Origin of the sequence: Curtobacterium sp. MCBD17_035 (assembly GCF_003234815.2) — a bacterium.
GTDB lineage: Bacteria > Actinomycetota > Actinomycetes > Actinomycetales > Microbacteriaceae > Curtobacterium.
In genome coordinates this window covers 1,283,843-1,310,257 of the sequence record NZ_CP126279.1, presented here as the reverse complement: position 1 = coordinate 1,310,257, position 26,415 = coordinate 1,283,843, and the positions used below count along the sequence as shown (strand labels likewise).

The following is a 26,415-nucleotide window of genomic DNA, read 5'->3' as shown; positions in this document are numbered from 1 at the left end:
TCACACGAGACAGGACGGTCCGAGCAGGCTCTTCAGCTCGCCGAAGAGATCCGGCGTCAACGCGACCGGGAACGGGATCTCGAAGGTGCGCGCGGCGTCCTCCTTGAGGAGCCGGAGTCGCACCTCGGTGTCCCCGTGATGACGGCCGAGCACCTTCGCCAGCTCGGAGACGGTCTCGGTCGTCGCACGCCGTTCCGGCAACGACAGCGTGAGCGGCCCCGAGCCCATGGCGTCGCCGACGTTCGGCGCGAACATGCTCACCGCGTGCAGGCTCTTGCCGTCGTCGCGCACGCTCACCCGACCCCGCAGGACGACGATGGCGTCCGCCTGGAGCATCGGGCCGAACTCCTGGTAGGTCTTGCCGAGGAACATGACGCCGATCTCGCCGGCGAAGTCCTCGATCTGGACGATGCCGTACGGGTTGCCCGAGTTCTTCGACACCCGGTGCTGCACGCTCGTCAGGAGCCCGGCGACCGTCACGGTCTCGCCGTCGATGTGGTCCTCGGCCGCGACGATGTCGGCGATCGACATCGACGCGTGCTTGGCCAGCTCGACCTCGAGGCCGGCGAGCGGGTGGTCGGACACGTAGAGACCGAGCATGTCGCGCTCGAAGGCGAGCTTGTCACGCTTCGACCACTCCGGCCGCTCGGGCACCTGTGACACGGGCGCGGCGGTCTCGGCGACCTCCGCGAACAAGCTGTCGAAGTCGAACCCGACGTTGCCGTTCGCCTCGTCGCGCTTGATCTTGACCGCGGCCTCGACCGCACCCTCGTGGATCTCGACGAGCGCACGCCGGGTGTCACCGAGCGAGTCGAACGCACCGGCCTTGATCAGGGACTCCACGGTGCGCTTGTTCGCGGCGGTGATCGGGATCTTGCGGAGGAAGTCGTGGAAGGACTCGAAGCGCCCCTTCTGCCCACGGGCCTCCACGATCGCGTCGACGACGTTGAAGCCGACGTTGCGCACGGCGCCCATGCCGAACCGGATGTCCTCGCCGACGGCGGCGAAGAACCCGATCGACTCGTTGACGTCGGGCGGCATGACCTTGATGCCCATGCGCCGACACTCGTTGAGGTACAGCGCGAGCTTGTCGCGGGCGTCGCCGACGCTGGTCAGCAGCGCCGCCATGTACTCCGCCGGGTAGTGCGCCTTGAGGTACGCCGTCCAGTAGGACACCACCCCGTACGCCGCCGAGTGCGCCTTGTTGAACGCGTAGTCGGAGAAGGGCAACAGGATGTCCCACAGCGTCTTGATGGCCGCGTCGGAGTAGCCGTTGTCCTTCATGCCCTGCTCGAAGCCCGCGTACTGCTTGTCGAGCTCGGACTTCTTCTTCTTGCCCATCGCCCGCCGCAGGATGTCGGCCTGACCGAGCGAGAACCCGGCCACCCGCTGCGCGATGGCCATGACCTGCTCCTGGTAGATGATCAGGCCGTAGGTCGTGTCGAGGATGTCGGCGAGCGGTTCGGCGAGCTCCGGGTGGATGGGCGTGATCTCCTGCTCGCCGTTCTTGCGCAGGGCGTAGTTCGTGTGCGAGTTCGCACCCATCGGCCCCGGCCGGTACAGCGCGATGAGCGCGGAGATGTCCTCGAAGTTGTCGGGGCGCATGAGCCGGAGGAGCCCGCGCATCGGACCGCCGTCGAGCTGGAACACGCCGAGCGTGTCGCCCCGCTGCAGCAGCGCGTAGGCCTCGGGGTCGTCGAGGGTGAGCGACTCGAGGTCGAGGTCGGTCCCCCGGTTCATCTTGATGTTGTCGATGGCGTCGCTGATGATCGTGAGGTTGCGGAGCCCGAGGAAGTCCATCTTGATCAGCCCGAGCGACTCCGCGGCCGGGTAGTCGAACTGCGTGACGATCTGGCCGTCCTGCTCGCGCTTCATGATCGGGATGATGTCGATGAGCGGATCGCTCGACATGATCACGCCGGCCGCGTGCACACCCCACTGTCGCTTCAGGCCCTCGAGCCCAAGGGCGGTGTCGAAGACCGTCCGCGCCTCGGGGTCCGACTCGACGACGGCGCGGACGTCCGCGGCCTCCTTGTAGCGCGGGTGGTCGCGGTCGAAGATGCCCGTGAGCGGGATGTCCTTGCCCATCACGGGCGGCGGCATCGCCTTCGTGAGCTTCTCGCCCATGCCGAACGGGAACCCCAGGACGCGCGAGGAGTCCTTGAGGGCCTGCTTCGCCTTGATCGTGCCGTACGTGACGATCTGCGCGACGCGTTCGTCGCCGTACTTCTCGGTGACGTACTTGATCGCCTCACCGCGGCGACGGTCGTCGAAGTCGACGTCGAAGTCGGGCATCGAGACGCGGTCCGGGTTGAGGAACCGCTCGAAGATCAGACCGTGCGCCAGTGGGTCGAGGTCGGTGATGCGCATGGCGTAGGCGGCCATGGACCCGGCACCGGAACCGCGGCCCGGCCCGACGCGGATGCCGTTGTCCTTCGACCAGTTGATGAAGTCCGCGACGACGAGGAAGTACCCCGGGAACCCCATCTGCGTGATGATGCCGACCTCGTAGTCCGCCCGCTTCCGCACGGCGTCCGGGATGCCGTCCGGGTAGCGGTAGTGCAGCCCCTTCTCGACCTCCTTGACGAACCAGGACTCCTCGTTCTCGCCCTCGGGCGTCGGGAACCGCGGCATGTAGTTCGCCGAGGTGTCGAACTCGACGTCGCACCGCTCGGCGATCGCCAGGGTGTTGTCGCAGGCGTCCGGGTGGTCGCGGAACAGGTGCCGCATCTGTGCCGGGGTCTTGAGGTAGAACTCGTCCGCGTCGAACTTGAACCGGTTCGGGTCGTTCAGCGTCGACCCGGACTGCACGCAGAGCAGCGCCGCGTGCGAGGTGGCGTCGCCCGCGTGCGTGTAGTGCAGGTCGTTCGTGGCGACGAGCGGGAGGCCGAGGTCCTTCGCGAGGCGGATCAGGTCCGTCATGATCCGACGCTCGATGCCGAGCCCGTGGTCCATGATCTCGCAGAAGTAGTTGTCGGCGCCGAAGATGTCGCGGTAGTCGGCCGCGGCCCGGACGGCCTCGTCGTACTGCCCCAGGCGCAGCCGCGTCTGGACCTCGCCCGAGGGGCACCCGGTGGTCGCGATGAGGCCCTTGGCGTACGTCGACAGGAGCTCGCGGTCCATGCGCGGCTTGAAGTAGTAGCCCTCGATCGAGGCGCGGGAGGACAACCGGAAGAGGTTGTGCATGCCCTCGGTGGTCTCGGCGAGCAGCGTCATGTGCGTGTACGCGCCGGCACCGGAGACGTCGTCGCCGCCGCCGTCGCCCCATCGGATCCGGGTCTTGTCGCTCCGGTGGGTGCCGGGCGTGATGTAGGCCTCGGTCCCGATGATGGGCTTGACCCCGGCACCACGAGCCGTCTTCCAGAAGTCGAACGCGCCGAACATGTTGCCGTGGTCGGTCACGGCGACCGCCGGCATGCCCTGCGCGGCGGTCTCGCCGACGAGCTGTCCGATCCGCGCCGCGCCGTCGAGCATGGAGTACTCGCTGTGCACGTGCAGGTGGACGAAGGAGTCGCTGTCCGCCACGGAACCTCCGGCGATCGATGCTCTGACCTGGTGCGGGAATCGTAACGGGCACGGACGACATCGCGTGGTCGGGCCGCGCGGGTTCAGCCCTCGCGGACGAGTTCCAGGGCGTGTCGCAGGTCGTCCGGGTACGCCGCCTCGAACTCGACCCAGACGCCCGTGCGGGGATGCTCGAAGCCGAGCCGGACGGCGTCGAGCCACTGCCGCGTCAGCCCGAGTTCCGCGCTGAGCACCGGATCGGCGCCGTACGTCGTGTCCCCGACGCACGGGTGCCGGGTGGCCGCCATGTGGACGCGGATCTGGTGGGTCCGGCCGGTCTCCAGGTGGACCTCGAGCAGTGTCGCCGCACGGAACGCCTCGAGGGTCTCGTAGTGCGTCACGCTGGGCTTGCCGTCCGCGACGACCGCGAACTTCCAGTCGCTCGAGGGGTGGCGGCCGATGGGGGCGTCGATGGTGCCGGAGGTGGGATCGGGATGCCCCTGCACGAGCGCGTGGTAGACCTTGTCGACCGTCCGCTCCTTGAACGCGCGCTTGAGCGCCGTGTACGCCAGCTCCGTCTTGGCCACGACCATGAGGCCGCTCGTCCCGACGTCGAGCCGGTGCACGATGCCCGCGCGTTCCGCCGCACCCGAGGTCGCGATCGTGAACCCCGCCGCCGCGAGGCCGCCGGGCACCGTCGGCCCGTCCCAGCCCGGCGACGGGTGCGCCGCGACACCGACCGGCTTGTCCACGACCACGATGTCCTCGTCGTCGTACACGATCGTCATGCCGGGCACCGCCATCGGGACGACCCGCGGCGACTCCTTCGGCGACCACTCGACCTCGAGCCAGCTGTCGGCGTGCAGGCGGTCCGACTTGTCGACGACGACCCCGTCGACCCGGACGCCGCCGGCGGCGACCACGTCCGCGGCGAACGACCGGCTGAACCCCAGCAGTTTGGCGATCGCCGCGTCGACACGCTCGCCCGCGAGCCCGTCGGGCACGGACAGGCTGCGCGACTCGCTCACGTCGCGTCGTGCCCGAGCGACGGCCTGGAGGCCCGGTCCCCGTCCGCCGGTCCGCCCGCGCTCGCGTCGGGTGCGGCCCCCACGGCGGACGTCGCCTCGCTCGTGACCGCGGTGGCTCCCCCGTCCGTGGCCGGCGCCGCCCCGGGGACGCGCCCCTGGGCCTCCCGGTCGTCCGTGCCGGCACGGTCGTCGGCGCCGGCGCGGGCGGCCTGGGTCCGCTTGGACGGCGTCCGCGTGCCGTCGAGGTTCACGCCGAGCAGCGTGAGCACGACGAAGATCGCCATGCTGATGCAGATGAACGAATCGGCGATGTTGTAGATCGCCGGCATCATCCACGGGGTGTAGATGAAGTCGACCACCTGGCCGCGCCCGAAGCCCGGCGGCCGCGTCAGGCGGTCCGTCAGGTTCCCGAGGGCACCGCCGAGCAACATGCCGAAGAGCACGGCCCACCAGAGGGAGCGGATGCGCCGCGCCGTGATCACGATCGCGACGACCACCGCGGCGGCGACGATCGAGAAGATCCAGGTCTGACCCGTGGCGAACGAGAACGCGGCGCCGGGGTTCGTGACGTAGTGCAGCTGCAGGAGCCCGCCGAGCACCGGCACGGTCGCGCCGTAGGTCAGGTGGGCGACGACGAGGGCCTTGACGACCTGGTCGAGTGCGTAGACGCAGACAGCGGCGAAGGCCAGTGCCGCGATCGCGCGGACACTGACCTTCGCCGGACGTTCGGCTGGTGCAGCCGGGTGGGGCTGGGGCAACGTCAGTTGGACCCGAAGCCCTGCGCCGACGCCGGCGCGGGCTGGAACCCGCTGGGCTGCTCGTTGCTCGCGCTGTCGAGTTCCTGCAGCTGGCCCTGGATGTAGTTCTTGAGCTGCGCGCGGTACTCACGCTCGAACGTGCGGAGCTCCTCGATGCGACCCTCGAGCTGCTTGCGCTCCTGCTCGTAGGTCGACACACGCTGCCGCTGCTGCTGCTCCGCGTCGGCGAGGATCTGGCGCTGCTGCGCCTCGGCCTCGGAGACGAGACGCGCGGCGGTGGCGTGACCCTCGGCGATGAGGGCGTCACGCTTCTCGACGCCCTCGCGGACGTGCTCCTCGTGCAGGCGACGGGCGAGCTGCAGGAGGCTCGAGGTGCCTTCGGTCTCGTCGTCGGTCGTGGTCGTCGTGGGGGCGGCGGCGGCGACGGGCGCCGGAGCGGGGGTCGGCTCCGGTGCGGCGGCGACGGGCGCCGGCTCCGGGGTCGGCTCGGGCTGCGGGGCCGGCGCGGGCGTCTCGGCGGCGCGGGCCTCGGCGGCGCTGAGGCGCTGGCGCAGCTCCTCGTTCTCCTGCCCGAGACGACGCAGTTCCACGACGACCTCGTCGAGGAAGTCGTCGACCTCGTCCTGGTCGTAGCCCTCGCGGAACTTCGTCGGCTGGAACCGCTTGTTGACTACGTCTTCCGGCGTCAAAGCCATTGCCGTCACCTCAATAGAACTGCTGATCGTGTGGAACCGAACGGTCACGACCGAACCTACCAGCCGTGACCTCCGGTGCGGATGCGCGCGTGACGCGCATCGGGTCCCGACCACCGTACACCGCCGGTCGGCCGCACCCCCCGCGTCGCCCGGTGTGGCGCGGGGTCGGACGCGCGGTCAGGCGATGGCGAAGCGCTCCGTGACGCCCATCAGGATGATCACGAGGAGCATCACGATGCTCCACCCGAAGTCGAGCGCGACCGCACCCATGCGCATCGGCGGGAGCACCCGTCGGACGGCGCGGACCGGCGGGTCGGTGGCCCCGAACACGACCTCGGCGATGACGAGCACGGCACCCCGGGGCCGCCAGGACCGGTTGAAGGTCCGGAGCAGGTCGAGCACGAACCGCGCCCACATCATGAAGAAGTAGATCAGGAGCAGCAGATGCAGGATGCTCGCGACGAGGGACACCATCGGGGCTGATCAACTCGTTCGGTCGGGGCGGGCACCGGGGCCGGTGTGGACCCGGCGGAGGACGCGCGGGGAGCGGTCCTCAGGACTGGGCGAAGAAGGACGCCTCGATGTCGGACTCTACCTCAGCGGGCTCGCCGCTCACCGCGACGTGCGCCGGCGACAGGAGGAACACCTTGCTCGTGACGCGCTCGATCTTGCCGTAGAGGCCGAGCGACAGGCCACTCGCGAAGTCGATCATGCGACGCGCGTCGCCCTCGGTCATCTGGGTGAGGTTGATGATCACGGGGATGCCGTCGCGGAAGCTCTCGGCGATGGACTGCGCGTCCTTGTACTCGCGGGGGTGGACGGTGAGGATCTCGTTCATTTCCTGGACCGGGGTCGCCTTCTGTGCGTGGGCGCGTCGGAGCGGGGTCACCTGCGCGCGCTGCTGGTTCTGGGTCGCGACGGACGCGACGGGTGACTGGGTGGGCGCGGGCGGAGCCGCCTGGACGGCGGGCTGGGTCGCGACCGCGGTCGGCTGGGAGGGCGCGGCCTGGGCGGCCGGCTCGTCGTACTCGACGTCCTCGTCGGCGAGGCCGAGGTACACCATCGTCTTGCGCAGCGGGTGGGCCATGGTTCCTCCGGGTGGTGGGTGCTCGTGCGTGTCCAGTGCGAGATTAACGAGGAGCCGGGCGGTTTCCGGTGATTGCCGTCCCGATCCGAAGGTGTGTCGCGCCCTCGAGCACGGCGTCGGGGTAGTCGCCGCTCATGCCGGCGGAGATCGCGGTCGCCGACGGCGCCACCGCACGCACGCGCTCGGAGATCGCGCGGAGCCGGGCGAACGCCCGACGGGGCTCCTCGTCGAGCGGAGCGACGGCCATGACGCCGCGCAGGCGGACGCCGCCGGATGCCAGCACCTGCTCGACGAGTGCGTCGACCTCGGACGGCTGAGCGCCACCGCGTGCGGGATCGGTCGTCAGGTTCACCTGGACGAAGCCGTCGATCACCCGCGGGTGCGGCTCACCCTCCGTCGGTGCGAGCGCGTCGACGACACTGGCCCGGTCGAGCGACTGCACGACGTCCGCGTAGCGACGGACCTGCCGCGCCTTCTTGCTCTGGAGCTGGCCCACGAAGTGCCAGCGCAGCGACAGGTCGGCGAGCTCGGCCGCCTTGGCCTGCGCCTCCTGGTGCCGGTTCTCCCCCACGTCGGTGACGCCGAGTGCGGCCAGGGACCGGACGAGTGCAGCCGGGTGGTACTTCGTGACGACGACGAGCGTCAGCTCGTCGACGCCGCGCCCCGCGGCTCGCGCGGCGTCGGCGATGCCGCTGCGGACGGAGCCGAGCCGTTCCTCCAGACCGGGTTCCCCGGACGGGAGGGGCGGCTCGGCCCCGTCCACCCGACTCACTTCAGGAAGTCGGGGACGTCGAGCTCGTCGTCGTCATCGTCGAACGCCGGGTCGGCTGCGCGCTGCACGGGCGGCTCGTGCTCCTGCGTCGCCCAGGAGGCGACCGGAGCGGTCTCGTCGTGCGCGTGGCTCGCCGCGACCGGGGCGGTCGTGTCCGGGTCGACGTAGCTCGACCGGCGGTCCTTCTGCTGCTGTCCGGACGGCTCGCCGCCATCGAAGCCCGCGGCGATGACCGTGACCCGGACCTCGTCGCCGAGGGTGTCGTCGATGACCGCACCGAAGATGATGTTCGCCTCGGGATGGACGGCCTCCTGCACCAGGCGGGCGGCGTCGTTGATCTCGAAGATGCCGAGGTTCGACCCACCCTGGATCGAGAGCAGCACGCCGTGCGCGCCGTCGATCGAGGCCTCGAGGAGGGGCGACGCGACCGCGAGCTCGGCGGCCTTGATCGCACGGTCCGCGCCGCGTGAGGAACCGATGCCCATGAGTGCCGACCCGGCCCCCTGCATGACGCTCTTGACGTCGGCGAAGTCGAGGTTGATGAGCCCCGGGGTCGTGATGAGGTCGGTGATGCCCTGGACACCGGCCAGGAGCACCTGGTCGGCGGTCGCGAACGCCTCGACCATGCTGATACCGCGGTCGCTGATCTCGAGCAGGCGGTCGTTCGGCACGACGATGAGCGTGTCGACCTCGTCCTTGAGCGTGGCGACGCCGTTCTCGGCCTGCGCCTGACGGCGCTTGCCCTCGAACCCGAACGGCTTCGTGACGACACCGATGGTGAGCGCACCGATCGACTTCGCGATGCGCGCGACGACCGGCGCGCCGCCCGTCCCGGTGCCACCGCCCTCACCCGCGGTGACGAACACCATGTCGGCGCCGGCGAGGGCCTCCTCGATCTCCTCCGCGTGGTCCTCGGCGGCACGACGGCCGACCTCCGGGTCGGCACCAGCACCGAGCCCACGGGTGATCTCGCGGCCGACGTCGAGCTTGACGTCGGCGTCGCTGAGCAGGAGCGCCTGGGCGTCCGTGTTGATCGCGATGAACTCGACACCGCGGAGACCCAGTTCGATCATGCGGTTGACGGCGTTCACGCCGCCGCCGCCGACGCCGACCACCTTGATGACGGCGAGGTAGTTGTGGTTCGTGGTCACGTTGGTCCGGCCTCCGGTAGTGCTCTCCGAGAGCAAGCCTCAACCTCTGGTTGAAGTTCAGGGATTTTGCTGGTATGGGTACTGCTGACGACGCTAGGGGTGCCCCTCCGAACGAGGGACGACGCCACGCCGCGTGTCGCAGGAGCGACCCGCGAATCGGCGTGTGCGCCCATCATCCCGCGGATCGCTGCTGCCGCACGATCCCGTTGTCGGGCGCCGAGACGTCGTACTCAACCTTGCCCGAGGGCGCCTGCGACGTCATCAACGCCGCGAGGAGCCGCGCCTTCGCGGCGGAGTCGTCGGGACTCCCCCAGACGACCTTCGCACCGGAGTGCAGGGTGAGCGTCACGTCGTCCGAGGTGCTCGCGGTCACCTGCGTCACCGTCGAGCGCACCGAGGTGGGCAGCGCCAGCACGACCTCGGTCATCGACCGGAAGGCCGTGCTGCCGAGCTGGGACGGCTGCACCGCCGCGAGCGGCATCCCGGCGGGCTGTTTCGGGTCGGACTCGACGACGATGCCCGCGGGGTCGACGAGGTCGTACCCGGACCCGGTCTTCACCGCCACGATCGGCTCGCGTTCGGTCACCGTGATGACGAGCGTGTGCGGCGGAGCCTCCTCGGTCACGTAGCTCGCGATGAGCGGGAACCCGGCGAGCTGCCGCTTGATGGCACCGAAGTCGATCCGGGCGAGCGGCGTGCCGAGCTGGCCGTCCACCGCGTGGAGCACCTGCTGCCGGTCGACCCGGTCGGTGCCCCGCACCTCGATCGTCCGGAGCGCCATGAGCGGCGAGTACACGGCCACGACGACCGACAGCACGAGCACGAGCAGCACCGCGCCGGATGTGAGCCACGCTGCACGCCGGTGGCGGCTCCGCCGCGTGAACCGACGGACCTCCTGGCGCTCCACCAGACGACGACGGCGGCGGGCCGCGCGGGCCTCGTGAGCGGTCTCGGCGGCGCGGACGCCCGCGCCCAGCGGCCGCTCGTGGTCGACGTCGGGATCCTCGGCGGCCTCGGCGGCCCGTGCGGCACGCGCGGCGGCGCGCTCCTGCGCCACGGGGTCGACGAAGTCCTCGTCCGGGCTCAGAGCACGGAACCGGCCGGCCAGTGCGGTGATGCCCGCGCCGAGCCGCTGACCCGTCGCACCGGTCAGGAGGCTCCGCGCACCATCCGACGGCGCACGGCCCGGCGTCGCACCACCCGGCGTCGCACCACCCGACGTCGCACCACCCGGTGTCGCACCACCGCGAGCGCTCGCGTCCGTGTCCGACGCGGCACGGTCCTCACGCGGCGGCGCCGGACGCTCCGGGACGGGCAGCGAGCCCGGGTCGAACCCCTCGGGACGCTTCACCGTGCCGGGGCCTCCGCCGCGACTCGGCCGCCGTGCAGGTCGGCGAGCACCTGCGGGATGATCCGGTAGACGTCGCCACAGCTCAGCGTCATGACGATGTCGCCGTCCTCGGCGAGGTCGGCGGCACGGGCTGCCGCCTCGGACCAGTCCGGCAGGTAGTCGACGCGCGACTGGTCGGTGAACCGCTCCTGCACGAGCGCTCCGGTCACCCCGGGCTCCGGGTCCTCACGGGCGCCGTACACGTCGAGCACGACCGTGTGGTCCGCGAGCTCCTCGTAGACGCGGGCGAAGTCCCCGGCCATGAGCCGGGTGCGGGAGTACAGGTGCGGCTGGTGGATCGCGATGACGCGGCCCTCGCCGACGACGCTCCTCGCGGCGCGCAGTGCCACCGCCACCTCGGTCGGGTGGTGCGCGTAGTCGTCGTAGACGCGGACGCCGCGCTCGGTGCCGTGCAGTTCGAACCGCCGCTCCGTCCCCCCGAAGGCCTCGACGCCACGGACGGCGTCGGCCGCGTCGACCCCGAGGCCGACGAGCACGGCCACGGCCCCCGCCGCGTTGATCGCGTTGTGCCGCCCGGGTACCCGCAGCACCAGGGGGTGTGCGACGCCCGCGACGTGGACCACGGCCTGCACGCCCGCGGTCTCGACGACATCGGTCACGCGGACGTCGGCGTCGTCGGCCTCACCGAACGTGACGATGGACGGTGCGTGCGCGGTCGCCCGGACACCAGCCGTGACGCGTCGCGCTCCGGCGTCGTCGCTCGAGATCACCACCCGCTCGGACGCGCGCGAGGCGAACGTCACGAACGCGTCGATGAACGCGTCCTCACTGCCATAGTGGTCGAGGTGGTCGGCGTCGACGTTGGTGACGAGGGCGATCGCGGTGTCGTAGAGCAGGAACGAGCCGTCGGACTCGTCCGCCTCGACGACGAAGGTGTCACTCGCACCGCTGCCCGAGCTGACACCGAGGGACTGGATGACGCCGCCGTTGACGAAGTTCGGGTCGAGGCCGAGCTCCACCAGGGCCGTGACGATCATGCCGGTCGACGTCGTCTTGCCGTGCGCGCCCGCGACCGCGACGAGCCGCCGGCCCGCGATGAGCGCTGCGAGGGCCTGCGAGCGGTGCATGACCGGCAGACCGCGACGCCGGGCCTCCAGGAGTTCCGGGTTGTCGGGCCACAACGCACTCGTGACGACGACCGTGTCGGCGTCACCGACGTTCGCGGCGTCGTGGCCGATGCGGACGTCGGCACCGAGTTCGCGCATGCGTCCCGTCGTCGCGGACTCCCGGGAGTCCGACCCGGTGACCCGGTGCCCGGCGGCGAGGAACATCCGTGCGATGCCGCTCATGCCGGAACCGCCGATGCCGATGAAGTGCACGGTGCCGAAGTCGTCGGGGATCGGTTGCGACAGGTCGGGCTTGATGGTCATGGTTCCTCCGTCCGTCCCGCGTCGCGCCCGCGGAGCGCGTCGATCACGAGGTCCGTCATGCGATCGGCGCCGTCGCGGTGTCCGACGCTGCCCGCGCGCACCGCCATGTCCGCGATCCGCGCCCGGTCCTGGAGGATCCCGAGCAGGTCGAACGTCACCCACTCGGGCAGGAACGCCTCGTCCGCCACCAGGACCGCGCCGCCGGCCTCGACGACGTCGCGGGCGTTCAGCCGCTGCTCGCCGTTGCCGACAGGATACGGCACGAGCACGCTCGGCAGGCCGACGGCGGTGAGCTCGCAGACCATCCCCGCGCCCGATCGGGAGACCACGAAGTCCGCGGCGGCCATGGCGAGGTCCATGCGGTCGCAGTACGGCAGGACGTGGTACCCCTCGAGCGACGAGGGGCCGATGTCGGACTTCGCGCCCACGATGTGCAGGATCTGCCACCCCACCCCGAGCACGGCGGCCGCGGCGCGGTGGACGGTCTCGTTGATCCGTCGCGCGCCGGAAGAGCCTCCGGTCACGAGCAGCACCGGGCGCGCGGGGTCGAGACCGAACGCGGCCAGCCCCTCGGCGCGGGCGGCGCGTCGGTCGAGCGTCTCGATCTCGCGCCGGAGTGGCATGCCGACGAGGCGGGCGTGCGGGAGGCGCGTGTTCGAGAACGTGGTGCCGACGTGGTCGGTGAAGCGCGCGGCGAGGCGGTTGGCGAGCCCCGCACGGGCGTTCGCCTCGTGCACCACGAGCGGGACGCCCGTCCGCCGTGCGGCGATGTAGGCCGGCGCGGCCGCGTACCCGCCGACGCCGAACACGACGTCGATGCCGCGATCCCGGATCAGGGCCTCGGTGTGGGCCACGGTGCGCCGGAAGGCGCCGGGGAACCGGACAGCCGCCGCGTTCGGACGGCGCGGGAACGGCAGGCGCGGGATGGTCGCCAACTCGTAGCCGCGCAGGGGGACGAGCCGCGCCTCCAGGCCCTCGGCTGTGCCGAGCACGAGCACGTCGTCGTCCGGACGACGCTCGCGCAGCCGGTCGGCGACGGCGAGGAGCGGGTTGACGTGCCCCGCCGTGCCTCCGCCCGCGAAGAGGAAGCGGCTCACCGAGCACCCCGTCCGGGGTTCGCGGCCCGGCCGGCACGCGCCGCCGCGGCCGCCGCGGATCGCTGCGCCGCGACGAGGTGCCCGTCCACGGGTACTGCGGTGTCGGCGTCCGGAGCGACGCGGGCGAAGGACAGGACGACGCCGATCGCGACGAGCGTCATGATGAGCGCCGAGCCACCCGCGGATATCAACGGCAACGGCACGCCGAGCACGGGTAGGAGGCCGAGCACCACGGCGATGTTGACGAGTGCCTGCCCGACGATCCACACCATCACCGCGCCGGTCACCGTCCGCACGAACGGGTCGCGGGAGGTCCGGATCACCTTGACGAACCCGATCGCGAGGACCACGAAGAGGACGAGCACGACGATCGCGCCGATGAGCCCGAGCTCCTCGCCGATGATCGCGAAGATGAAGTCGTTGTCCGCCTCGGGCAGCCACGACCACTTGAGCTTCGAGTTGCCGAGGCCGACACCGAACACCCCGCCGGACGCGAGCGCCCACATGCCGTGCACGGGCTGCCAGCAGAGGTCCTGGTACTGGTTCGAGTTCGTGCAGCCCGACAACCAGGCGCTGATCCGGGACGACCGCGAACTCGACGACATCGTGAGGAACGGGACGACCACCGCGATCGCGAGCACGCCCACCCCGAGGTGCCGCAGGCGGGCGCCGCCGATGAACAGCGCACCGAACACGAGCAGCATCATGATGATCGCGGTCCCGAGGTCCTTGCCGACGAGGACGAGCCCGATCGAGCCGAGCGCCGCGAGCCCCACGGGGATGAAGACCTCGCGCCAGTCGTCGAGCTTGTCCCGCTTGGCGTAGATGATCGCACCGATGCCGAGCGCGAGGGCGAGCTTGAGGATCTCGGACGGCTGCGCGGTGAAGGAGCCGATCCGGATCCAGTTCCGGTTGCCCTGGATCGAGTACCCGAGCGGTGTGAGCACGACGAGCGCCTGCACGACCAGGCCCGCGACGACGATCCGCATCGCCCACTTCCGCCAGAAGCGCACCGACAGCCGCGATGCGACGAGCATGAGCGGGACGCCGATCACGGCGTACATGCCCTGTCGCGTGAAGGCCCCGAAGAAGTCCTTCGTGGCCGCGTACTGCTCGACGCTCGACGAGGACAGGACCATGACCACGCCGAACACGACGAGGAACAGGGTCACCCCGAGGATCGTGTAGAACGCGCCCGTCTCGGCGACAAACAGCTGGCGGACCGCGACCACGGCCCCGTTCGCGCGTCGAGCGGCCGCACCGGCAGACCGGTCACCGCCCCCGGTCCGGGTCGTCCCCGTGCGGACGGTCGTCGGCGGGTTCGCCATCGGCGTCTCCTCCCAGGTGCTCGTGGACGGCCGCCGCGAACCGGCGCCCCCGGTCCGCGTAGGAGCCGAACTGGTCGAACGACGCGGCAGCCGGGGCGAGGAGGACCGTGTCGCCGGGTCGTGCGACCGCGGCGGCATGCCGGACCGCCTCGGGCATGACCTGCTCAGTGTCCGATGCGAGGACCTCGACGAGGGGCACATCGGGCGCGTGTCGTGCGAATGCCGCGAGCACCGGTGCGCGGTCCGTCCCGATCACGACGGCCGCACGCACCTCGGGTCCGAACCGGGCCACGAGGTCGTCGACGTCGACGCCCTTGAACAGGCCGCCGACGATCCACACCACGTCCTCGAAGGCCGCGAGGGACGCCGTTGCAGCGTGGGGGTTCGTCGCCTTGGAGTCGTCGACCCAGCGCACGCCGTCGGCGACCGCCACGAGCTCCGTGCGGTGGTGGTCGGGACGGAACCCCCGGACCGCCTGACGGATGTCGGCGGGCGTCACATCACCGGCGCGGGCGAGCGCCGCCGCCGCGAGCACGTTCATCGTCATGTGCGGCGACGCGAGGCCGGCGAGCTCGAGGTCCGCCTGCGCGGCCAGTTCGAGCGCGGCGTTCCGCCGGTCGTCGAGGAACGCACGGTCGCACAGCACGTCCTCGACCACCCCGACGTCGCCCGGCGCCGGGACGCCCGGGGTGAACCCGACGGCACGGCACCCCTCGACGACGTCGGCGTCCTCGACCATGCGCCGCGTGGCCTCGTCGACGACGTTGTAGACGCACGCGACGACGGTGTTCGCGTAGACCTTCGCCTTGGCGTCCCGGTAGGCCGCGGCGGATCCGTGCCACTCGAGGTGGTCGTCGGCGAGGTTGAGGCACGTGGACGCGAGGGGCACGACGGCGCCCGGTCCGGTCGTCGGCATGCTGTGCAGCTGGTGGCTCGAGAGCTCGACGACGAGCACGTCGTACCCGTCCGGGTCGCGGACGACGTCGAGCACGGGGACGCCGATGTTGCCGCAGGCCGCGGCACGCCAGCCGCCGGCCGCGTACATCGCCTGGGTGAGCTGCGTCGTGGTCGTCTTGCCGTTCGTCCCGGTGATGAGCACCCACGGCGCGGGTCCGCTCGGACGCACCACCTTGTCGCGGACGCGCCAGGCGAGTTCGATGTCGCCCCAGACCGTGCTGTGCTCGACGGCCCAGGCGAGCGTCGGGTTGGACGGCGGCAACCCGGGTGACGCGACGACGAGGTCCGGGGCGGCGACGACGAGCTCGTCCGGCACGGTCGCCAGGGAGGTCCGCACGAACCGCGCGCCGATCACGCCGAGGAGCTCGACGCGGTCCTCCGGGGCGTCCTCGGACCACACGGTGACCTCGCTGCCGAGTTCGACGAGGGTGTCGGCGACCGAGAACCCGGTGGCGCCGAGCCCGAGCACCGCCACGCGGAGCCCACGCCATCCGGTGGCGTGCCAGCTGGTCAGACCGTCGAGCCGGGAGGCCCGGGTGGGTCGTGTCATGCGTTGGCTCTCGTGATCCACTCGAGGTAGAACAGCCCGACGCCGGCGGCGACACAGAGTCCGGCGATGATCCAGAACCGCACCACGACCGTGACCTCGGCCCAGCCCTTGAGCTCGAAGTGGTGGTGCAGCGGACTCATCAGGAAGATGCGCTTGCCGTGGGTGATCTTGAAGTAGGCCCGCTGCAGGATGACCGAGCCGGTGACGATGAAGAACAGGCCGCCGATGAGGACGAGCAGCAGCTCCGTCCGGCTGAGGATCGCGAGCGCGGCGAGGGCGCCCCCGAGGCCGAGCGAGCCGGTGTCACCGAGGAAGATCTGCGCCGGCGACGTGTTGTACCAGAGGAACCCGATGAGCCCGCCGCAGATCGACGCGGCCACGACCGCCAGGTCGAGCGGGTTCGTCACCCGGTAACACGCATGCACGACGCTGTCGTCGAGTCGCGCTCCGCCGCACTCCTGGTTGTACTGCCAGAAGCCGATGAAGATGTAGGACGCGATCGCGAGGATGCTCGACCCGGTCGCCAGCCCGTCCAGCCCGTCGGCGACGTTGACACCGTTGGACGTGGACACCGTGAGGAACACGATCCACGCGAGGTAGAGCACGGTCCCGATGACGGTGCCGAGGGCCATGAAGTCGAGCCACGGGATGTCCCGTACGGCCGAGATCATCTTGGACGCCGGGTACTGCCCGTGCGCGTTCGGCACGACGAGGGCGACCGTCGCGAAGATCACGCCCACGATGACCTGCCCCAGCACCTTCGCCCAGCCGCCGAGCCCGAGGCTCCGCTGCCGACGCACCTTGAGGAAGTCGTCCACGAACCCGACCACGCCGAGCCCCACCATGAGGAACAGCACGAGCATCCCGGACAGGGTCACGGTGTCGCGGCCGGCGAGGTGCCCCACGAAGTACCCGATGACGGACCCGAGGATCAGGACGATCCCGCCCATGGTGGCCGTCCCGCGCTTGGTGTGGTGGGACTGCGGACCGTCGTCGCGGATGAACTGCCCCCACCCGAGTCGGTGGAAGAGCTTGATGAACAGCGGGGTGAGCAGCAACGTGAACACGAGCGACACCGCCGCGGCGATGAGCAGTGCGATCATGCCGGAACACCTCCGATGCGGTCACCGAGGTGTCGGAGACCGGCGGACTTCGAGGACTTGACCAGGACGACGTCGCCGGGGCGGAGCATGTCCTGCAGGGTACGGACGGCGTCCTCGGCGTCCTCGACGTAGACCGACTCGCCGTCCCACGATCCCTCGAGGGAGGCGGCCTGGTGGATGGGGAGCGCTCCGGGCCCGACGACCAGGAGCTGCCCGATGCCGAGGCGGACGACGAGCCGTCCGACGCGGTCGTGCTCCTCGACGGAGTACTCGCCGAGCTCGGCCATCTCGCCGAGCACCGCGACGGTGCGCTCGCCCGGACGGGCGATCTGCGCGAGCGTCCGGAGCGCGGCGGCCATCGAGTCCGGCGAGGCGTTGTACGCGTCGTTCACGACCGTGACGCCCTCCGGGCCGCCGTGGAGGAGCTCCATCCGCCACCGCTCGGCGCGCGTCATCGTGGCGAGCGCCTCGGCACCGTCGGCGAGCGGGACACCCCACTCGGCGGCGACCGCGAGCGCGGCCGTGGCGTTCATGGCGTGGTGCTCGCCGAGGATGGCGAGGCGGACGGTGACGGTCTCCTCGGCCTGGGTCGGGCCTCCCGGCACCGCCGACGCGTCCGTGCTCCGACAGGTCAGCGTGAACGCGGTGCCGTGCCGGTCGCTCGTCAGGTCCCCGATGCGGTACGCGGCGTCCGGGGAGGTGCCGAAGCCGACGACCCGTGCGGCTGTCAGCGCGCGCATCGAAGCAACGCGGTCGTCGTCGATGTTGAGCACGGCGGTCGCGGTCGACGGCAGGTCGGTCACCATCTCGGACTTCGCGCGCTGGGTCGCCTCGATCCCGCCGAACTCGCCCGCGTGCGCGAGTCCGACCTTGAGGACGACCCCGACGTCCGGCTCGGCGATGCGGACGAGCTTCGCGATGTGCCCGACACCGCTCGCGCCCATCTCGACGACGAGGAACCGCGTGTCGTGCGTGAGTCGCAGCATCGAGATCGGCGCGCCGACGTGGTTGTTGAACGAGCCCTCGGGTGCGACGGTCTCGCCGTGCCGGGACAGGATCGTGCGCAGCATGTTCTTGGTGCTCGTCTTGCCGTTCGAGCCGGTGATGCCCACCACCCGCAGGCGGCCGCCGGCGCGGACCCGGGCGACGACCTCGTGCGCGAGCGCGGCCAACGCGGCGTAGCCGTCCGCGACGACGATCTGGGCGACGTCGGCGTCCGGCCGGCCCGCCACCTCGGTCGCCGTGACGCGCTCGGTGATCACGAGCGCCGCCCCCGCCGACACCGCTGCGGGGACGAACAGGTGGCCGTCGGTCGTCTCGCCGGCGAGGGCGAAGAACACCGACCCGGGCCCGACGAGCCGGGAGTCCGTCTCGACGGAGCCCTCGATGACCCGCTCGGGCGCGCCGGCGACGAGTTCGCCGTCCACCGCCGCGGCGACCTCGGCGAGGGTGAGCGCGATCACCGGCGGGCCTCCCCCGGGGTCCAGCCGGCCTCACGGAGGGCGGCGCGTGCTTCGTCACGGGCGGAGTACTCCGTCCGGACCCCGCGGATGTCGCGGTAGTCCTGGTGTCCCGGTCCCGCCCAGAGGATCGAGTCGCCCTCGCCGGCGAGCGACACGGCGTGCCGGATGGCGGCCTCGGGCGGCGTGACCTCGTACAGCTCGTGGTCCGGGTAGGCCTCGCGTGCGGCGTCGACGAGCGTCTTGCGGATCGACGCCGGGTCCTCGAATCGCGGGTGGTGGTCGGTGACGACGAGCACGTCGCTGCCCGCCGCGGCCACACGGGCCATGTCCGCCCGCTTCGTCGTGTCCCGGTCGCCGTCCGCGCCGAAGAGCATGATCACCTTGCCGGGCGTGAACTGCCGGACCGCGGCGAGGGTGTTGAGGAAGGCGTCGGGGCTGTGCCCGAAGTCGACGTAGACGCTGGGTCCCTCGTCGCCGGAGACCCGCTCGGTGCGGCCGGGGAGGTACGCGTCGATACCGCTCGTGCCGTCCTCGTGGCGGAGGGCCTGCTCGATGGCGCCGAGCTCGAACCCGCCTTCGACCAGCATGACGATCGCGAGTGCTGCGTTCGCGGCCATGTGCCACCCGATGAGCGGGACGCGGGTGGTCAACGACCGGCCCTCGGGGCCGGTGAGCCGGAACTCGGTGTACGCGGCAGCGGCCTCGGTGATCTCCACGCGCCACTCGGCCTCGACCTCGGGTCGGACCGTGATCGTCGTGACCGGGATCCGGGACTCGGCGACCACGCGCGCCCCCCACTCCGAGTCGAGCGAGACGACGCCCCGACGCCCGTGTTCGGGTTGGAACAGGGGCAGCTTCGCCTGGAAGTACTCCTCCATGTCGGCGTAGTCGTCGAGGTGGTCGTGGCTGAGGTTCGTGAACGCGACGACGTCGAACACGATGCCGTCGACCCGGTGTCGGCTGAGGGCCTGGGCGCTCACCTCGACGGCGACCGCGCGCACCTCGCTCTCACGCATCCGGGCGAGGAGCGCGTGCATCTCGCTCGCCTCCGGCGTCGTGAGGCGGCTCGTCACGCTGAGCTGCCCGATGTGCCGCTCCGCGGTCGAGCTGAGTCCCGTGACGAGCCCGAGCTGCCCGAGGACCGCCTCGAGCAGGTAGGCGGTGCTCGTCTTGCCGTTCGTGCCGGTCACGGCGAAGAGCTGCGGCAGGTCCTCGGCGTCCTGGGTCGTGCGGTACACCCACGCGGACACGTCTCCGAGCGCCGCGCGCGGGTCCTCGACGACGATCACGGGGAGACCGCTCGGTGCCGCCAGGGCCACCCCGGCGTCGTCCGTCATCACCGCGACGGCACCACGCTCGGCAGCGTCAGCCGCGAACTCGGCCCCGTGACGGTGCGCTCCGTGGACGCCGACGAAGACGTCCCCCGGCTGCACCTCGGCGGCGCTGAGGGTCACGCCGGTGACCTCGATGCCGTCCGACGAACCGACGACGCGCAGGCCGAACGCGTTGACGAGTTCGGCGAGCGGGCGTGCGGCCGGGTGTTCGGGACGGAGGACCGGAGGGATCCGAGCGGACACGTGCTCCTTCTTCCTCACCACGTGGACGGGTAGGTCTTCTCCGCCGTCGTGGAGGGGGTGACGCGGTACTTCTCGAGCACCTGGGACATGAGGGTGTGGAACGCCGGAGCGGCGGAGCTGGAGAACCGATGTCCCGGCCCCGGCTTCGTGAACGTCACCGTGACAACATACTGGGGGTCCTCGGCAGGTGCCATTCCGGCCACCGAGATGATGCGGTCGCTGCCGTACCCGCCACCGTTCGCCACGGCGACCTCGGCGGTCCCGGTCTTGGCGGCCACGTTGTAGCCCGAGATGGGCTGCATGCCGGCGAGCGTGCCCGCGTGGTCGGTCAGGGTGCTCTGCAGCATCTGCACGATCTGGTCGGCCGCGGACGTGGACACCACGCGCGTCGGCGTGACGTCGGGCTTGTCGGTGACGGTGCCGTCGGCCTGCTCGCACCCCGAGACGAAGTGCAGCGGGATCCGCTCCCCGCCGTTCGCGAGCGTCTGGTAGATGCTCGCGACCTGCAGCGCGGTGGTTGAGATCCCCTGGCCGAACATCGAGTTCATGTTCGTCTGCGGGTCCCACGAGGGCGACGCGGCGTCGGGCCAGGTCGGCTGCCCCGGGAAGGCGATCCCGGACTGCGACTCGAACAGGCCGAACTTGCGCATGTAGTCGTACCGCTGCTGGGCGCTGAGCACCTGCCCCGCCTCCGTGATGCCGACGTTCGACGACTGGGCGAGGATCCCGGTCAGGGTCAGGTTCTCGGTGCCGTGGTACTCGGCGTCCGAGATCCTGCCGCCCCACGGGAAGGTCCGCGAGTACGGGACCGACTCCGGGGTGAGCGGCGTCGCCTTGCCGGTGTCGAGGAGGGCCGCCGCGATCGCCGCCTTGATCGTCGACCCCGGCTCGTAGGTCGCGGTGAGCGCCCGCGAGCCGAACGACCCGGTGTCCTTCGTCGCGTCCACGTCGTTCGGGTCGACGCTCGGCCAGTCCGCGATCGCGCGGATCTCCCCGGTCCCGACCTGGACGACCGTCGCGGTGGCCGACTGCGCTCCGAGGGCCTGCGCCTGCTGGGCGATGTCCTGCTGCGCCATGTACTGCAGGTCCTCGTCGATGGTCGTCTCGACGGTCCCGCCGTTCTTCGCCTGCTTCGTCGTGACCGTGCTGCCCGGCAACTGGACGCCGTCCTCGCCGCGCTCGTAGGTCTCGGACCCGTTCGTCGCCGCGAGGCACTTGTCGTACGCCAGCTCGAGCCCCGCCTGCGCCCCGTCCGTGCCCATGAACCCCGTGAGGTTGCCGGCGGCGGCCCCGTTCGGGTAGGTCCGCGATGCTTGCTTCTCCGGGTAGACCCAGGGGATCCCGAGCGCTTCGACCGCGCGGTAGTGCCCGACGTCCAACCCCTTGACGAGGTAGGCGAAGTCGGAGTTCGGGGCGGCCGCGATGGCGCGCTTCATGGTGGGGACGTCGCCACCGGACGCCGTCGCGAGCGCCTGGAGCGCCTGCGCGATCGAGACGTGCTTGATCCGGGTCCCGCCGAGCTTGCCCTGGAACGCGTCGACGATGCGGGGCGCCGTCGTGATGTTGTAGCGCGTGACGCTGTCCGCCAGGGGCGTGCCGTCGCGGTCGACGATCGACCCGCGGGTGCCGTACAGCGTCACCGGGATGCTCCGCTTGGCGACGGAGGCCTTGTCGAGCTCGGCCGCCTGCACGACCTGGATGTCGACGAGGCGGACGACGAACACCGCGACGAGTGCCATGATCGCCACCATCGCGACGCTGTAGCGGATGCGTCGGTTCTGGAGGGTCTTCCTCACACTGCGTCCTTCCGGACCGAGGGCGACGGTCAGCGCGTCTGGGGCGCCTGGAGCTCGGCCGCGTCCGACGATACGGACGAGTCCGAGGAACCCTGGCCCGACGCGCTGGCGCCGCTGCTCTTCCCAGCATCGGAGCCCGACGCGCCGGTCGCCGAGCCGGTCGTGGTGGTGTGGGTCGTCGGCTGCTCCGCGCTCGTGGCCGTGTCCCCGTGCTTCGCGACGACCGCGGTGCCGTCGAGCAACGCGTTCGGCACCTGGTTCGTCGTGGTGGCCGCGGTCGAGTCGGTCGCCGCTGCCGGCGTCGGCGTGCCGTACACCACGCCCGTCTTCGGGTCGAGGTACACGGGCGACGAGTTCGCGATCATCCCGAGCGCCTGGGCGTTCCGAGCGAGGTTCTGCGGCGAACGGAGGACGGACAGCTGCTCGTCGAGCTGCTGCTGCGACCGGCTCAGGTCCGTCTGCGTCGACTGCAACGCGTCGAGCTGGTAGGCGCCCTTGCTCAGGACCATGCTGATGCCGAGCTGCGCGAGCAGGAGCGCCGCGAGTGCGGCGACCGCCACGAAGGCGGCGACGATCCGCGGTCGTGCCCGACGCTGCGCGCTGGTCGCCGTGACCTCGACGAGTTCCGGGCGGGCACGGCGGTGGTCGGGGCGGGGCTCGGCCGCGATGCCGGCCGCGAGGGCGAGGTTCGTGGTCATGTCACTTCCGGATTCGCTCGGCCGCGCGGAGTCGCACGGGGGTGGCTCGGGGGTTGGCGGCGCGTTCGGCCTCGTCGGCCAGCTCGGCGCCCTTGACGACGGCGGTGAAGGTCGGGCGGTGCTCGGGCAGCTCGACCGGGAGGCCCGCGGGTGCGCTCGACCGCGTCCGCTCGGCGAGCGCGCGCTTGACGATGCGGTCCTCGAGCGACTGGTAGGCCTCGACGACGATCCGACCGCCGACGCGCAGGGCGTCGAGCGCGGCGGGGATCGCGCGCTCGAGCACCGCGAGTTCCTGGTTGACCTCGATCCGGAGGGCCTGGAACACCCGTTTCGCGGGGTGGCCCTGCCGCTGCACCGCGACCGGGGTGGCGGCGGTGAGCACCTCGACCAGGTCCGCCGACCGCTCGAACGGGCGCTCGGTCCGGCGCGCGACGATGGCCCGGGCGTACCGCGCCGCCAGTTTCTCCTCGCCGTACACCGTGAAGATCCGGCGGAGCGCGCGCTCGTCGTACTCGGCCAGGACGTCGGCGGCGGTGGGGCCGGCGGTGCGGTCCATGCGCATGTCGAGCGGCGCGTCCTTGCTGTAGGCGAAGCCGCGCTCGGCGCGGTCGAGCTGCAGGGACGAGACGCCGAGGTCGAACAGCACGCCGTCGACGGCGTCGATCCCGACGGACGCGACGGCCGCGGGCAGCTCGTCGTACACGGTGTGCACGAGGTGGATACGGTCACCGAAGGGCGCGAGGCGCTCCCCCGCGATCCCGAGGGCGTCCGTGTCGCGGTCGAGGCCGACGAGGGTGAGCTCCGGGAAGCGCGCGAGCAGTGCGGCCGAGTGACCGCCCATGCCGAGCGTGGCGTCCACGAGGACCTTGCCGGACCCCTCGAGCGTCGGCGTGAAGAGCTCGACGATGCGCTCGAGGAGGACCGGTGTGTGCGGGAAGGTCCCGCCGTCGGATGCTGTCATGTCGCCCCCGCTTCCTGGACCGTGGATCCGGATCCCCATCCATCCCGACCTGACACCGGGGAAGGTGTGTCAGGGCGCATGGCTGGGAGTCCGGGTCCGCGGGTCAGAAGACGCCCGGGATCACCTCCTCGTCGTTCTCGGCGAAGTCGGCCTCGCTCGCGGCGTAGTAGGCCTCCCACGCGGGGGTGGACCAGATCTCGGCTCGGTCACCCGCGCCGATCACGGTCAGGTCGCGCTCGAGGCCCGCGTACTCGCGGAGGTTCTGGGGGATGGTCACGCGGTTCTGCTTGTCGGGCTGTTCCGCGCTCGCCCCGGAGAGGAACAGGCGCATGTAGTCGCGAGTGCGCTTGTTCGTCATCGGTGCCTGCCGGATGCGGTCGTGCAGCGCGGCGAACTCCTGCTGGCTGAAGACCACGACGCACCGTTCTTGTCCGCGCGTCATGACGATCCCGTCGGACAGCTCGTCACGGAACTTGGCGGGGAGGATGACGCGCCCTTTCTCGTCGAGCTTCGGAGCGTACGTACCGAGCAGCACGGCCGACCCCCTCTGCTCCAACGACCACCTCGTTCCTCCACTTTACTCCACCGCCCACCACCGAGCAACGGAACGGCGCCCCGGGAAGGCCCCCGAGCCCCCGTTCTGGGGGCGAGTGGGCGGCGTCGCGGCGGGCTGGAGCGCTGCCGAACGCCCGCGCGCATGCGGATCCGGCGCCGTTCCTCCCGGTCGGAGTGGGGGTGGAGGGAAGTGGGGGGATCGTGTGGAGCGGAGTGGAGGAGGGGGTGGAGGGCCGCGGTGTGTCGTCGGAGCATCGAGGGCTGTCGCCCGGGAACGCGACAGCGGGGCCGACCCGAAGGTCGACCCCGCTGTGGTGGTGCAGGTGGACGGGAGCGGCTACTGCTCCTGGTTGCGCTTGTCCCAGCGCTCGTTCATGCGGTCCATGAACGAGCCGCCGGCGCCGCCCTTGGCGGTCGGACGAGCGGCCGGCCGGCCGGCACGCGAGCCGACACCGGGACGCAGTGCGAAGAGGACGCCCGCGAGCATGAGCACGAAGCCGACCACGCCGATCACGGGCTGCCGGAGCGCGAGGCCCAGCACGACGACGCCGACCCCGACGAGTGCCCCGAGGACACCGAGCGTGATCGAGGTGTAGGTCGGCCGCCCCTGCCGCTTGGTGACGCGGGCCACGAAGTCGGAGTCGTTCTGGTAGAGGCTGCGCTCCATCTCCTCGAGGAGTCGCTGCTCTTGCTCCGAGAGTGGCATCTCAAGTCCCTCATCCCTGGGATCGACGCTGGTTCAGTGGGCCGATTCTATGCCTCGGCCACCCACTAAGGTAAGGAGGGTGGCTGAGAGTACGCGGTTAGTGGATCTCGTCTCGGATCGCATCGAACGCGCGCTCACGGGGCAGCGCACGCGGCTCGCGGCGATCAGTCCCGACCTCGCGCCGTTCAGCGACTTCTCGCGCGATCTGCTCGCCGGCGGCAAGCGGTTCCGTGCCCTCTTCTGCTACTGGGGCTGGCAGTCCGTCGCCGGCCGGTCGGGCTCGTTCGACCCGCTCGCCGCGGGATCCCGTCAGACCACCGCGGAGGCCGTCGTCACCGCGGCCGCGGCCCTCGAGGTGTTCCACGTGGCGGCCCTCGTGCACGACGACATCATGGACCGCTCGGACACGCGGCGCGGCCGCCCCGCAGCCCACCGTCGCTTCGAGCGCCTGCACGCAGAGCACGGATGGATCGGCGACAGCGCCGCGTACGGCACGAACAGCGCGCTGCTCATGGGCGACCTCCTGCTCTCGCTGTCCGACAGCGTGTTCGACGAAGCCCTGGCCCTGCTCGAGCCCGGCCGTGCGCGCCTGGTCCGTCAGGAGTTCCACGCGATGCGACTCGACGTCACCGCGGGGCAGTACCTCGACATCCACGAGGAGACCGCGTGGCCGACCGTCGACGAGGCCGACCTGCTCGTCCGCGCCCAGCGGGTCATCGTGTTCAAGTCGGCGAAGTACTCGGTCGAGGCGCCGCTCGCCATCGGCGGACTCATCGCCGGCGCGGACGACCGCCAGCTCGAGGGGTTGCGGGCCTTCGGCCTCCCCCTGGGCGTCGCGTACCAGCTGCGCGACGACCTGCTCGGCGTGTTCGGCGACCCCGAGGTCACGGGCAAGCCCGCCGGTGACGACCTGCGCGAGGGCAAGCGGACGGTGCTCATCGCGACCGCACGGAAGGCCCTGCCCACGGGCGCCCGGCAGCTCGTCGACGAGTTGCTCGGCGATCCCGAGCTCGACGAGGACCAGATCACGATGCTCCGGGCGACCCTCACCGAGTCCGGCGCCGTCGCCGCCGTCGAGCGGTCGATCGAGCGGCACGTCGCCCGGGCGAAGGCCGCGCTCGCGGCGGCGCCGCTCACGCCGTCGGCGCGGGAGCAGCTCGTCGCCCTGGCGGACACGGTCGCCCAGCGCGTCGCCTGAGGACCACCCCGACTCGGCGACCGGTCGCGGCTCGACGACCCGCTACGCCTCGACGACCCGCTGCGCCGCGACGACCCGCCTCGCCGCGCCTCGCCGACCGTCGCGGCCGGTCAGAGCAGGGACTGCGCGACCCGGCGCACCTCGGCCTTGCGTCCGGCCCGGAGCGCTGCGATGGGCGGGACGCCGATCGACTCCTCGGTCGTGAGCATCCAGCGCACGGCCTCGTCGTCGCTGAAGCCGTTGTCGCCGAGCACGATGAGCGTGCCGCGGAGCTCCGGCAACGGCTCCGCACCGTCGAGGAACTCGACCGGGACACGGAGCACACCGTCGACCCGCGCGGGGAGCAGGGTGCGCTGCTCGAACAGCCGGTGGACCCGGCCCGGGCTCACACCGAGCAGCTCCACGAGGTCGGGCACGGTCAGCCAGCGCTCGGACAGGGCGTCGTCCGTCAGTGCGTCAGTCACGCTGCCATGGTGCCAGAATCCCCCGCGGTCCTCGAACGGGGGCGAGGGGCACTTGAGTCACACCAGTCACATCCGTCTCGTTGATTGACTCACGTGACGATCCGTGCCACGGTGGTGCGGACCTTGCCGCGGCGCGACGGAGCACCCGCGGCGCGGCACCCGGCCGAAGCAGCACGGCACCCCCGC

Annotated in this window: 23 protein-coding genes; 1 reads left to right on the top strand and 22 read right to left on the bottom strand. The window is 71.3% G+C overall.

Annotated features, from left to right (window positions below; translation table 11 throughout):
- The 21 genes from dnaE to DEI93_RS06140 form a co-directional block, all read right to left on the bottom strand.
- Complete coding sequence (gene dnaE, locus DEI93_RS06240; protein ID WP_375342161.1) at nt 1-3,474, bottom strand: DNA polymerase III subunit alpha; 3,474 nt, start codon at nt 3,472-3,474, stop codon at nt 1-3.
- A 134-nt stretch (nt 3,475-3,608) separates the two neighbouring features.
- Nucleotides 3,609-4,532, bottom strand: a complete 924-nt coding sequence (locus tag DEI93_RS06235; protein WP_111119179.1) for an RluA family pseudouridine synthase — start codon at nt 4,530-4,532, stop codon at nt 3,609-3,611.
- Nucleotides 4,529-5,290, bottom strand: a complete 762-nt coding sequence (lspA, locus tag DEI93_RS06230; RefSeq protein WP_258372166.1) for a signal peptidase II — start codon at nt 5,288-5,290, stop codon at nt 4,529-4,531. The genes DEI93_RS06235 and lspA overlap by 4 nt, the downstream gene beginning before the upstream one ends.
- Before the next feature lie 2 nt (nt 5,291-5,292).
- Nucleotides 5,293-5,985, bottom strand: coding sequence for a DivIVA domain-containing protein (locus DEI93_RS06225; RefSeq protein WP_111008641.1), 693 nt, complete (start codon nt 5,983-5,985; stop codon nt 5,293-5,295).
- A 177-nt stretch (nt 5,986-6,162) separates the two neighbouring features.
- A complete protein-coding gene (locus tag DEI93_RS06220) occupies nt 6,163-6,459 on the bottom strand; it encodes a YggT family protein (protein WP_111008640.1) in 297 nt (98 codons plus the stop codon).
- Nucleotides 6,460-6,538: 79 nt separating this feature from the next.
- Nucleotides 6,539-7,072: a cell division protein SepF gene (locus DEI93_RS06215; protein WP_111008639.1), complete on the bottom strand. Its 534-nt coding sequence runs from the start codon at nt 7,070-7,072 to the stop codon at nt 6,539-6,541.
- A gap of 43 nt (nt 7,073-7,115) precedes the next feature.
- Complete coding sequence (locus DEI93_RS06210; RefSeq protein ID WP_258377961.1) at nt 7,116-7,844, bottom strand: YggS family pyridoxal phosphate-dependent enzyme; 729 nt, start codon at nt 7,842-7,844, stop codon at nt 7,116-7,118.
- Complete coding sequence (ftsZ, locus tag DEI93_RS06205; RefSeq protein ID WP_111008637.1) at nt 7,841-8,995, bottom strand: cell division protein FtsZ; 1,155 nt, start codon at nt 8,993-8,995, stop codon at nt 7,841-7,843. Before ftsZ ends, DEI93_RS06210 begins: the two co-directional genes overlap by 4 nt.
- 172 nt (nt 8,996-9,167) lie before the next feature.
- Entirely contained in the window at nt 9,168-10,346 is a 1,179-nt protein-coding gene (locus DEI93_RS06200) for a cell division protein FtsQ/DivIB (protein ID WP_111119180.1), read from the bottom strand.
- Complete coding sequence (murC, locus tag DEI93_RS06195; RefSeq protein WP_111119181.1) at nt 10,343-11,776, bottom strand: UDP-N-acetylmuramate--L-alanine ligase; 1,434 nt, start codon at nt 11,774-11,776, stop codon at nt 10,343-10,345. The genes DEI93_RS06200 and murC overlap by 4 nt, the downstream gene beginning before the upstream one ends.
- Nucleotides 11,773-12,873, bottom strand: a complete 1,101-nt coding sequence (locus DEI93_RS06190; RefSeq protein WP_111071705.1) for a UDP-N-acetylglucosamine--N-acetylmuramyl-(pentapeptide) pyrophosphoryl-undecaprenol N-acetylglucosamine transferase — start codon at nt 12,871-12,873, stop codon at nt 11,773-11,775. The genes murC and DEI93_RS06190 overlap by 4 nt, the downstream gene beginning before the upstream one ends.
- Nucleotides 12,870-14,201, bottom strand: a complete 1,332-nt coding sequence (gene ftsW / locus DEI93_RS06185; protein ID WP_111119182.1) for a putative lipid II flippase FtsW — start codon at nt 14,199-14,201, stop codon at nt 12,870-12,872. Before ftsW ends, DEI93_RS06190 begins: the two co-directional genes overlap by 4 nt.
- Nucleotides 14,146-15,708, bottom strand: coding sequence for a UDP-N-acetylmuramoyl-L-alanine--D-glutamate ligase (murD, locus tag DEI93_RS06180; protein WP_111119183.1), 1,563 nt, complete (start codon nt 15,706-15,708; stop codon nt 14,146-14,148). Before murD ends, ftsW begins: the two co-directional genes overlap by 56 nt.
- A complete protein-coding gene (gene mraY, locus DEI93_RS06175) occupies nt 15,705-16,811 on the bottom strand; it encodes a phospho-N-acetylmuramoyl-pentapeptide-transferase (protein WP_111008631.1) in 1,107 nt (368 codons plus the stop codon). The genes murD and mraY overlap by 4 nt, the downstream gene beginning before the upstream one ends.
- On the bottom strand, nt 16,808-18,274 hold the full coding sequence (locus DEI93_RS06170; protein WP_111119184.1) for a UDP-N-acetylmuramoyl-tripeptide--D-alanyl-D-alanine ligase: 1,467 nt from the start codon (nt 18,272-18,274) through the stop codon (nt 16,808-16,810). Before DEI93_RS06170 ends, mraY begins: the two co-directional genes overlap by 4 nt.
- Nucleotides 18,271-19,851, bottom strand: coding sequence for a Mur ligase family protein (locus DEI93_RS06165; protein WP_111008931.1), 1,581 nt, complete (start codon nt 19,849-19,851; stop codon nt 18,271-18,273). The genes DEI93_RS06170 and DEI93_RS06165 overlap by 4 nt, the downstream gene beginning before the upstream one ends.
- Nucleotides 19,852-19,865: 14 nt before the next feature.
- Nucleotides 19,866-21,647 carry a peptidoglycan D,D-transpeptidase FtsI family protein gene (locus DEI93_RS06160; protein WP_258372167.1) on the bottom strand — a complete coding sequence of 594 codons (1,782 nt, stop codon included), beginning with the start codon at nt 21,645-21,647 and terminating at the stop codon, nt 19,866-19,868.
- A gap of 29 nt (nt 21,648-21,676) precedes the next feature.
- Entirely contained in the window at nt 21,677-22,345 is a 669-nt protein-coding gene (gene ftsL / locus DEI93_RS06155) for a cell division protein FtsL (RefSeq protein ID WP_111026129.1), read from the bottom strand.
- A gap of 1 nt (nt 22,346) precedes the next feature.
- Nucleotides 22,347-23,306: a 16S rRNA (cytosine(1402)-N(4))-methyltransferase RsmH gene (gene rsmH / locus DEI93_RS06150; RefSeq protein WP_111119185.1), complete on the bottom strand. Its 960-nt coding sequence runs from the start codon at nt 23,304-23,306 to the stop codon at nt 22,347-22,349.
- A 103-nt stretch (nt 23,307-23,409) separates the two neighbouring features.
- Nucleotides 23,410-23,841 (bottom strand): division/cell wall cluster transcriptional repressor MraZ, encoded by a 432-nt coding sequence (gene mraZ / locus DEI93_RS06145; protein ID WP_111008627.1) that lies wholly within the window; start codon nt 23,839-23,841, stop codon nt 23,410-23,412.
- A gap of 357 nt (nt 23,842-24,198) precedes the next feature.
- The gene (locus tag DEI93_RS06140; protein WP_111008626.1) at nt 24,199-24,567 is read right to left on the bottom strand and encodes an SCO2097 family morphological protein; all 369 of its coding nucleotides are present in this window, start codon (nt 24,565-24,567) and stop codon (nt 24,199-24,201) included.
- Between the two features lie 79 nt (nt 24,568-24,646).
- On the opposite strand from DEI93_RS06140, the gene DEI93_RS06135 reads away from it, so the two are divergent.
- Nucleotides 24,647-25,765 (top strand): polyprenyl synthetase family protein, encoded by a 1,119-nt coding sequence (locus DEI93_RS06135; protein WP_111119406.1) that lies wholly within the window; start codon nt 24,647-24,649, stop codon nt 25,763-25,765.
- Nucleotides 25,766-25,875: 110 nt separating this feature from the next.
- Here DEI93_RS06135 and DEI93_RS06130 read toward each other — a convergent pair whose 3' ends face one another.
- Nucleotides 25,876-26,229: an Rv2175c family DNA-binding protein gene (locus DEI93_RS06130; protein WP_258368399.1), complete on the bottom strand. Its 354-nt coding sequence runs from the start codon at nt 26,227-26,229 to the stop codon at nt 25,876-25,878.
- Between the last annotated feature and the right edge of the window lie 186 nt (nt 26,230-26,415).